Origin of the sequence: Niastella populi, from assembly GCF_002078015.1 — a bacterium.
GTDB classification, from domain to species: Bacteria; Bacteroidota; Bacteroidia; order Chitinophagales; family Chitinophagaceae; genus Niastella; species Niastella populi.
Window position 1 is genome coordinate 1 of record NZ_LWBP01000247.1, and the last position, 8,851, is coordinate 8,851.

Below are 8,851 nucleotides of genomic sequence, written 5' to 3' on the forward strand. Positions count from 1 at the left end.
CGGAATACCTTCGCCCTGCTTCTGGGATGTGCTGGAAGATCGAAAAGGAAATCTTTGGTTCGCTTCCAAAGATTCGGGTGTTTTTTATTACAATGGGAAATCCTTTCAGCATTTTACAACAAAGGATGGGCTAGCCAGTAATATAGCTCTTTATATTTATGAGGATAGAGCAGGTAATATCTGGATCAGCACAGGAGGTGGATTAAGCCGATATGATGGGAAATCTTTTCGAAATTTTACAACGAAAGATGGACTGCCTAATAACGGTGTTCATAGTGTCGTGGAAGACAAAACTGGCAAATTATGGATTGGCACAAGTGGCGATGCCTGTGTTTATGATGGAAAGACATTTATCACGCTCACCAATAAAGATGGCAAAGGGTTCAGGAACGTTTGGGGTATAACCGAAGATAAAAAAGGAAGCATTTGGTTCGGTGACGTCGATGGTCTTTGGCGCTATAACGGCAATACCTTTACTAAAATTAGTCAGAGGGGTGTTTATGCTATCATCGAAGATAAAAAAGGAAACATCTGGACTACTGGTCCCGTAAATCCTCCCGATGGGCAAGTTTGGGCACTATCACGTTATGATGCAAAATCTTTGTACGATAAAATGCCCACTGTAACAGAAATCAAGTCAGGAGGACCAGCTTTGCTGGGGATTGTGGAAGCTAACGATGGGAGCATTTGGTTTGGAGGTTTGGGAAAAGAGATTGGAGTGCATCGTTATGATGGAAAGATTATCACGGACTTTAATAGTGCAGCGGGTCAAAAATAATATGTATTGCTGATTTTAAAATCATTATCAATTAGTATCGATCGATATTATTTCCAAAAAATGTGAAATCTATATTTCCATCAGGTGGCTACCTGCCCAAATCGAAGGGCAGGTAGTACTTCCATATCTATTTGTTTATGCACTGACCGCCTCGGACTGTTCCTGGTATTCCAAATAGTCAATGTATTCGATAGTTTTTTCACCAAACAAACGTTCCGCGGATATGCCCATGGCCCTGCATTTTTCTATTAAACGATTTGATTCAACTATTGGCCTTGATTCATCAGTGTACCTGATGGAACTGATAAATTCCAACCATGGTTCAAGACCCATTGCATAAACAAAGACATCTTTTGGATTGAATTGATTTACAATACTCATTCCTTCATTACAATCGCTACCAGCCAATCGCCTGGACTGATCTTTGTCCCGATCCGCCTTCTTAGGTAAAAGTGGCCCGTACAACCAGGACAATGGAGCCCCATCACATTCCATTCCTAAGAACAACACATCAACATTGCCAACAATAGCATGTACTTTTTCATATAATTTGGGCTCAATGTTCTGAGAATCTGCCGCAAATAATACTTTATATTTATTATGCAAATTAACATGAACACATTGCTTGGACCTTACATCGAGGTCACAGTGTTCTCCTAAGAATGGGAGAGAGGTGATCACACATCTATCCAACTCGACCGACTCCATGTCATCCAATTCAATAATATTATCAAATCCGATATTTTTGAACATCAATTTCAGGTTGGGATCCTGTAGATTTCCTTTTCCTGAAGATGGAACCACTATGTGCTTTATCCGATGTCTGAGTTGAAGTAACGTTTCAAACAAAACATGATCCTGGTGATTATGAGTAATCAAAACATAATCTATCTGGTCCGGGAGATGTTCGGTTGTAAAACGGGGTACGTCATTCTCATAGCCATCGTAGCTAACCACCGGATCAACCAGAAGTGAGATCTCATTGGTCTCAACTAATACGCAGGCATGGCCAAAGTATCTTGTCCTGATTCCGTGCCCTGAATACTGTTCATATTTTTCAGGAACCTTTAAAGTAAAGAAGCTGTCAAATAATGTTTCCTGCTCAGGTTTTATTTTTAAAATTTTCTTGATTTCAGAATAATCACCAGGCGTTCTTTTCATTTTGAACAACTGATCAATAATGGGATGACTGAATGGAATTTCCGCATGAATAATATGTTCATCATCTAGCCTGGGTGTACTCAATACAAAACTTCTTTGCTTATCAGATTCTACCAGCTGAAGAGCAATTGATTGAGGTGAATCATCATAGAATTCACTTTTATACAGCAGCGCTTCAAAGAACCTGAAATTTGGTTGGTCATTTAAATCATAGTATAATTCAACATAGCCCTTTAATATGTCAGGGACCTTTTCGTATAAAGTTTTAAGAGAATACCCTTTAGCGTGCCCAAGTAAAAGCTCATTCAATTCATTCACTGCATCTGCGAGTGCTAATAGCCGGGCTCTTTTATCTCTTATCTGATCTGCTAAGTTTTTTATTTCATCAACCCTTTTACCATCATAATCAATAAATGGCCCTCCAAGCATTTCAGGTTTTTTAACCGCCGCCGCATGAATCTTTGGGTTTTTAATATAAGAATCCATAATTTTTAAATGCCTGTCCTTGACGTTCATGGCAGCAGTAGCTGGAGAAATTAAATGTGACCAGGCATACCATCTGTCAAACAGCGCTTCAAGTGCCACATTTGGTTTCAGGTAATATTTGTTTTGACAATCGTTCATAAGTTGAGGTTTATTTTAATTTACAATTGTTGTTGAACGGTAGTAATTTATTATCAAAGGGAAGTTAAATTAATCATTGGAAATATCATGAAACTTTAATTTGACTATCCGCATGTTGTTCTAAGTTAGTATTTATTGCCAAAATATCGTCTATTCAGGTTTCCGTAATCCAATATTATCTTCAGTGCAGATAACTAATTATTTTTCAGGATCATTGACAATTCTCATATTCAGTGTTGTTGGCCTATGCGCTATGACTATCCGAAGTCAATATTATGTTTTAGATAATTTTTGTTTTACTATAGGAATAACTTTGTTTCCGATCAGCCCAATGCATTGTAATAATTTTTCGTGCGATAACAAGGCATAATCCAATTGAAAACAAAATCTGGAAATTCCGCCAAGTGCCTCTGACAACCGGAGAATTTTCGCGGCTACCTCCTCTGGATTTCCTACCAATAGGGCACTTCCTTTTGATTTCAAATCGATTTCGAAGCGTGTAAGACTCTTTAGCAAACCATGCGATTTGCTCATGGAATCGGACCAGCCAGGATAAAATTCTTTAATCGCCTGCTCGGTGGTCTCTGCCACATATCCCATTGAGTGTAATCCAACCTTTAATTGATCTTTTTTAAAACCGGCCTCTTCACCAGCTTCCCTGTAGAGCGCCACCAGAGGAACTATCTGGTCTATCTGGCCATCAATGATGGCTACCATTAAGGGCAGTCCAAGCTTGCCTGCACGAATAAAAGAGGCTGGTGTTCGTAAAGCGCCATGCCATATTGGTAAGGATGGTTGTAACGGGCGGGGGTACACGGCTGTATTGTTCAGGGTAGTGCGGAATTTGCCAGACCAGGTAACGACATCGCTATCCCGGATTTTAAGTAAAAGGTCAAGTTTTTCTGAAAATATTTCTGCAGAATCCTTGATATTAAGTCCAAACAATGGGAACGCCTCAGGGGAGGTGCCTCTGCCTGCTACGATTTCAGCACGTCCTTTTGAAATTAAATCCAATGTGGCAAACTCCTGGAATAATCTCACAGGGTCAACTGTGCCTAACGCGGTTACAGCACTTGTAATACGTATTCGATTTGTAATTGACGCCGCTGCTGCCATTAGTACTACAGGTGCCGAATCAAGCCTGTCTTTACCATGATGTTCACCAATGCCGTATACATCACAACCAGCTTCGTCCGCGAACTTTATTCTCTCAAGTAAGTTTTCAATTGCGCGTTCATTGCTTTCCACAACTCCTCCTTCTCCAGACGCAATAAAAGTATCAATTCCGATTTCCATCGATGTAAGTTTAAATATTAGTTATTTTAAGCGGTTAGCCTCTTCTCTACTTTTTTTCTGCAACAGCCGTTACAGCATACAAAGCCTGGAAACTCAGCTATTAAAAGAGCAATTATGCGAAGTAAGGAATGTAAACAACCACACAAAAGCCGGAAGCTACCTGTATTTTCCAGTGATGTGGCTATGAAAGAAGAATCTTTTCATAGCATAATCCGCGATGCAGTTAAATGTTATTCATCATTTGATTTTCGGTAATTCCAATTCAAGAATCTCTCTGCCATTTCTTAAAAGATATCCTGAATACAATCCCAATCCCGTTAGAAGTCCTCCAATAAGCCCTATCGCGGGATGTAATAAATAGGGTTTTACTTTCATGACGTTGGCCACAGACTTCATTATTTCCCCGTCGTAAATCAGCTCGAAATAAATAGTGGATAAAAGCCAGGCCATAAAACCCGCGATAAATCCCCATAAAAAGGGAGAAACTTTCCATTTTTTAAGTGGAAGGAGCATTCCTAATAAAAAGACAGGCACCGAAAAGCTCCACCACGGAAGAAAATCGAATAAGCCCATGAAGATTAAAACAGCAAATAATATCGCAAAGGTTATTATTTTTTTCATTGTTGATCTATTGTAGTGACCACTTATACTTTGCTTGCGCATTTCCTTCGTCTATATTACTAAAGAATTTGAGCTCATAATAACGGCCGTTTTCCCAGGCGTCAATAAAGCGATCATATTCATCCGATGACGGATTTCCTGACTGACCTCCCGCGTAAACAGCATATCCTTTCGGTTTATCACTCATTTCTACGATCATCCTTAACGAAGGCCCCCATTTTTTGGAAAGGGAATTTAATGCCTGTGGATGTCCTCCCAGGGGTATTCCTGTCTTGCTGAATTCTTTAAGATTGGACAAATGCATAATATTTATTTTATTCAAATTCCCCCAGTTCGAACCAGTGGTGGTGTCTTTCAGCATTTGATTAAATGAAATATCAATAATATCAGAAGCATTCTCTGTTTTTTCGCTGGAAAGCAGATCGAAGTATTTATTATCCGGATCGTTACAAATCATATCAAGCAATACCAGATCATCCAGCCGCATTTTATGAGACTTATACCTGAGTAATTCATCCCATGTATTAATTTTAATTTTGGTCCACCAGATCTCAAAGAGCTGTGCTATCCTGGAATCCTTGTTATATTTATAATCCCAATGAGCAAACTCCTGCAAATGCTTACTTTCACCCGAAGGCATTTTTTGTAAGAAAACAGGTATAGCTACCTCAGCCAGCCTGTTTGTATTATCCATCTGCATCGTTTTCATGTCGTCAATGGAGAGTTTTTCTTTGGCCGACAACCAGGAGTCAATTTTATCAGCTCTGAATTCCTTGTAATGCCCATAAATTATTGGCGAATTAGGGCTCTTATAGGGGTTGTTGTTTGCTGAATACACATAGCCTTCATCCGGATTATAAGTATAGGGTAACTTATCCAGTGGCAATGCGTCGGTGGAAAACTGATCAGACCTGGTTCCATCCATGATGAACTTACCCTGATTCTTCCATTTTTTTGCCAGAATTTTCCCCTGATGATGAACCGCGATATTTCCCGTAACATCAGCATAGCTGAAATTTTGTGAAGGGCATTTGTAATATTCAATAGCCTTCTTGAACTGCGTATAATCTTTTGCTTTGTTAAGTCTGATAAAGGTTAAAATTTCATTCGAAGGGTCATGCAATGTCCAGTTTAAAGCATAGCCTTTTAACTCCGGATCTCCAGCGCGGGAATCGGAAAGTATAGGGCCATGTTTTGAATAATAAACTATATCTAAAAAGGATGTATCGTCCCTGATTTTTATTTCTTCGATAATGCTGTCAGTTTTAATCCATTTCCCATCATACTTATAGTATGAATAGTTGTCCTTGACCTCAAGTTTATAATAATCGCGAACATCATCCGAACCATTTGTTAATCCCCAGGAAATATTGTCATTAAATCCTATTATCACTCCCGGAACACCTGGTATTGAATACCCATAGACATTTTGTTCATCCGACTTCAATTGCAGTTCATACCAAATAGATGGGAATGAAAGATTCAGGTGCGGATCACTACATAGCAAAGCGAATCCCGATTTGCTTTTTTTAGGGCCAACTACCCAACTATTGCTTCCTACATTGGGATTGAAATCGCCTGTAGGTATTTCCGGAGATGATTCAAGAAATGAAGAATTAATATATTCATTTACGGGAAGGGAGTCTAAAATTCGTTGAATGCCAAAGCCTTCTTTACGTTTCTTTACATAATAATTTGGAAACAGCTTATTGTATTCTTCCGATCCGAGAACCGTTTCCAAAAATGAGGCGGGAACATCTTCTTCATAGCCGGATAAATCAGCTGACACATACTTCATGATCAAAACAGTTTTCAGGTTTGTCCATGGTTCTGGTGTATAGTCCATCAGCTTATATTCAACGGGAAGATCTGCATATGACAAACTTTTAATCCAGGCATTTACGCCAGCCGTATAACTGTCAAGTGCTCTTTTTGTTTCCTGATCATTTTCAATATATTTTAAAGTGCGTAAGGCAGCGTTCGACATGCCCTCTCTTCTTTTTATCACATCATGCACATAGAATTTTTTACCGAAAATTTCACTCAGTCTTCCAGCCGATATATAAGACATAAAATCCATTTGCCATAACCGGTCTGACGCGCAAACATATCCTTGCGCGAAAAACATGTCTTTTTGATTGCCGGCGAAAATGTGAGGAACAGCCCTGTCATCAAAAACTATTTCGGTTTTCTGGCTGACTTCAAGGTTTACCTTTTTATTCCTGTTGGAAGTATGTTCATTTTGGACAACGCCAATGAATGGATTCAGAAAAGTACCCAGGGGAGGTACCATAAACACTTTTCTGTCCAACACTATTAGCAGCATTATCAAGGCCACTAATGGAAAAAGAAATTTAACTGACATTTTATTCATTAGTGATAGAATATGGTTGGATCTAATTCCAGTTGATTAATTTGACTATCTGGTATCTGCGAACAAACCGCTAATTTATAATCCGTCGCGATCGGTAAAGATGTTAAAAACCACTTCTCTTCAATGCCTACTGAAGATTCAAGACAATTTTCATGGTTTAAGCCCTCTGTAATTCCAACTCCTTTCGCTTTCAGATAAGCTTCCTTACGGGTCCATACTGTAAAGAAGGCATCACGTGAATTATTAGCGTCAACAATGAATTTTTTTTCCTGAAGATGAAGGTAGTCGATGACAGAAGCGATATCAAAATCCGCGCATTTTTCAATGTCTAATCCAATTTCTTTTTCCGAAAATGCCACTGTTACAAAACTACCCGAATGAGAAATATTAAATTTTTTCCCCCCGGAATAAAAAGGCTTCCCTCCCGCAGCTGTTCGCCAATTTGACCAGGAAAACTTCTCAGTAGAGCATTCATAATATTTTTTCACAATTAGTTTGCTAAACAATTTAAGTAATCGATCCTGATGATTTCGATAGCGCATAATTTCTTTGGCTATCTCAATTGGCAGCGACTTTAGCATCCTTTCCATATCAGGCTGGCCAATATTTATAGTATCAAGATACCAGAGATCAATCATAGGAATTTGTTATGATTCTTACCAGTTCAGCCGGGTGATCGTGTATAAAGAAATGATTACCTTCCAGTATATAGGACTTAAATGTACCAGTAGTGAAATTTCTCCAATTTTCGATGTCTTCTACCGTTTCTTCTTTGTCTCCCATTACCGCAACAATAGGTGTATTCAATTTAAAGCCGGCTTCCAAGGGTTCCCCTTTTTCCAATATTTTAAAGTCAGACCTCATAATCGGGGAAAAAAAGCCAAATAGTTCATCATTCTCCAATACTTCTTTGGGAACACCACCCAGGCTGAGTAGTTCTTCTTTTAATTCCTCGTCACTGATTGTAGAACGGCATTTATCTATATTACCAGTCCCCGGACCAGCGTTTCCGGCTACAATAAGTTTCTTCGGAGAATCACCCAGTTCTTCCAGTTTTTTGGTAACCCTGAGGCCCAGTTGGGCCCCGAGGCTATGACCAAAAATTATATAAGGTTTATTATTTCTTAATGAATTAATTTGATTTATTAAGTCATCAATTGCTTCTGATTCGACAGACAATAATTTTTCTTTAATTCTTTTTCCCCGCCCTGGTAATTCCAACGGATGGAATTCAAAATATTTTGGTAAGAAGGGTTTTAAAAAGTTGAATGAATTGACGCTTCCTCCAGAAAAGTGCAACAAAAAAACCTGCATATTTTTTCCAAATATCATTTTACATTTTTTCACAGGATGGTAAGGGCTTCCAATGTTGATGTCCCATCATCCATTTGATATAATTTCATTATTGACCGGGAAAAATTAAGAAATAAAAGCAGACGTATCGGTTAGCCCCACCCAGCCGCCGGTTTGTTTTTCAGCAAATCAATCGGGCACGGTCGAAGATTATCCATGGTAATGCAGCCTTCAGGAGCTACATCAAAAGGGCAGTTTACCTAAAGCCTAACTGTCATGTTCACTCTCCCGGACCAGAAAATGCTACATGTATACCATTAAGGGGCATTACCTGTACTCTGACACCATAATAATACTGCGCATAGCAGGCATGTTTATCTACGAAACACTTAGCCCTACAGGATTTTTGAACAGCTGATGCGTATGACCTTGATTTGTTCAGCATATTGCGAACATAACATTTCATCTTCATAACGTAACGGGGGTTATCTAAAGGGAGGATACAAAAGCTGTTGTGATCACTTCACTGCCACTTACCTAAACATTTGCATTTTCATAATGTCTCAGACCAGGCAGCATATCATCCACAGTACAGTAAAGTGTTATAATTATTTCTTCTGAAAGTATGGCCTGTAATTTTAGGTGTCATAATCCAAAATTATTCATATCCATGCTTTCTTTAATAACTGACAACTTGAGGTACT

The 8,851-nt window shown here is 38.9% G+C and carries 7 protein-coding genes; 1 reads left to right on the forward strand and 6 read right to left on the reverse strand.

Translation table 11 applies throughout. The features are described from left to right. On the forward strand, window positions 1-778 hold a 778-nt coding region (locus tag A4R26_RS32520; RefSeq protein WP_207625873.1), incomplete at its 5' end, for a ligand-binding sensor domain-containing protein. A gap of 135 nt (window positions 779-913) precedes the next feature. Here the strand turns inward: A4R26_RS32520 and A4R26_RS32525 are convergent. The 6 genes from A4R26_RS32525 to A4R26_RS32550 all read right to left on the reverse strand — a co-directional run bounded on the left by A4R26_RS32525 (window position 914) and on the right by A4R26_RS32550 (window position 8,186). Then, complete coding sequence (locus tag A4R26_RS32525) at window positions 914-2,563, reverse strand: MBL fold metallo-hydrolase (RefSeq protein WP_081171080.1); 1,650 nt, start codon at window positions 2,561-2,563, stop codon at window positions 914-916. A 273-nt stretch (window positions 2,564-2,836) separates the two neighbouring features. Further along, window positions 2,837-3,859 carry an LLM class flavin-dependent oxidoreductase gene (locus A4R26_RS32530; protein WP_081171082.1) on the reverse strand — a complete coding sequence of 341 codons (1,023 nt, stop codon included), beginning with the start codon at window positions 3,857-3,859 and terminating at the stop codon, window positions 2,837-2,839. 237 nt (window positions 3,860-4,096) lie between these two features. Then, entirely contained in the window at window positions 4,097-4,480 is a 384-nt protein-coding gene (locus tag A4R26_RS32535; RefSeq protein WP_081171084.1) for a hypothetical protein, read from the reverse strand. Window positions 4,481-4,487: 7 nt separating this feature from the next. Further along, window positions 4,488-6,854, reverse strand: a complete 2,367-nt coding sequence (locus A4R26_RS32540) for a penicillin acylase family protein (protein ID WP_081171086.1) — start codon at window positions 6,852-6,854, stop codon at window positions 4,488-4,490. Continuing rightward, window positions 6,854-7,492, reverse strand: coding sequence for a 4'-phosphopantetheinyl transferase family protein (locus A4R26_RS32545; protein WP_081171088.1), 639 nt, complete (start codon window positions 7,490-7,492; stop codon window positions 6,854-6,856). Before A4R26_RS32545 ends, A4R26_RS32540 begins: the two co-directional genes overlap by 1 nt. After that, complete coding sequence (locus A4R26_RS32550; RefSeq protein WP_081171090.1) at window positions 7,485-8,186, reverse strand: thioesterase II family protein; 702 nt, start codon at window positions 8,184-8,186, stop codon at window positions 7,485-7,487. Before A4R26_RS32550 ends, A4R26_RS32545 begins: the two co-directional genes overlap by 8 nt. Window positions 8,187-8,851 lie beyond the last annotated feature (665 nt).

Coding starts and splice junctions, on each gene's coding strand:
- A4R26_RS32535 (WP_081171084.1), bottom strand. CDS start 4,480: ATGAAAAAAATAATAACCTTTGCGATATTATTTGCTGTTTTAATCTTC.
- A4R26_RS32550 (WP_081171090.1), bottom strand. CDS start 8,186: ATGATATTTGGAAAAAATATGCAGGTTTTTTTGTTGCACTTTTCTGGA.
- A4R26_RS32545 (WP_081171088.1), bottom strand. CDS start 7,492: ATGATTGATCTCTGGTATCTTGATACTATAAATATTGGCCAGCCTGAT.
- A4R26_RS32540 (WP_081171086.1), bottom strand. CDS start 6,854: ATGAATAAAATGTCAGTTAAATTTCTTTTTCCATTAGTGGCCTTGATA.
- A4R26_RS32530 (WP_081171082.1), bottom strand. CDS start 3,859: ATGGAAATCGGAATTGATACTTTTATTGCGTCTGGAGAAGGAGGAGTT.
- A4R26_RS32525 (WP_081171080.1), bottom strand. CDS start 2,563: ATGAACGATTGTCAAAACAAATATTACCTGAAACCAAATGTGGCACTT.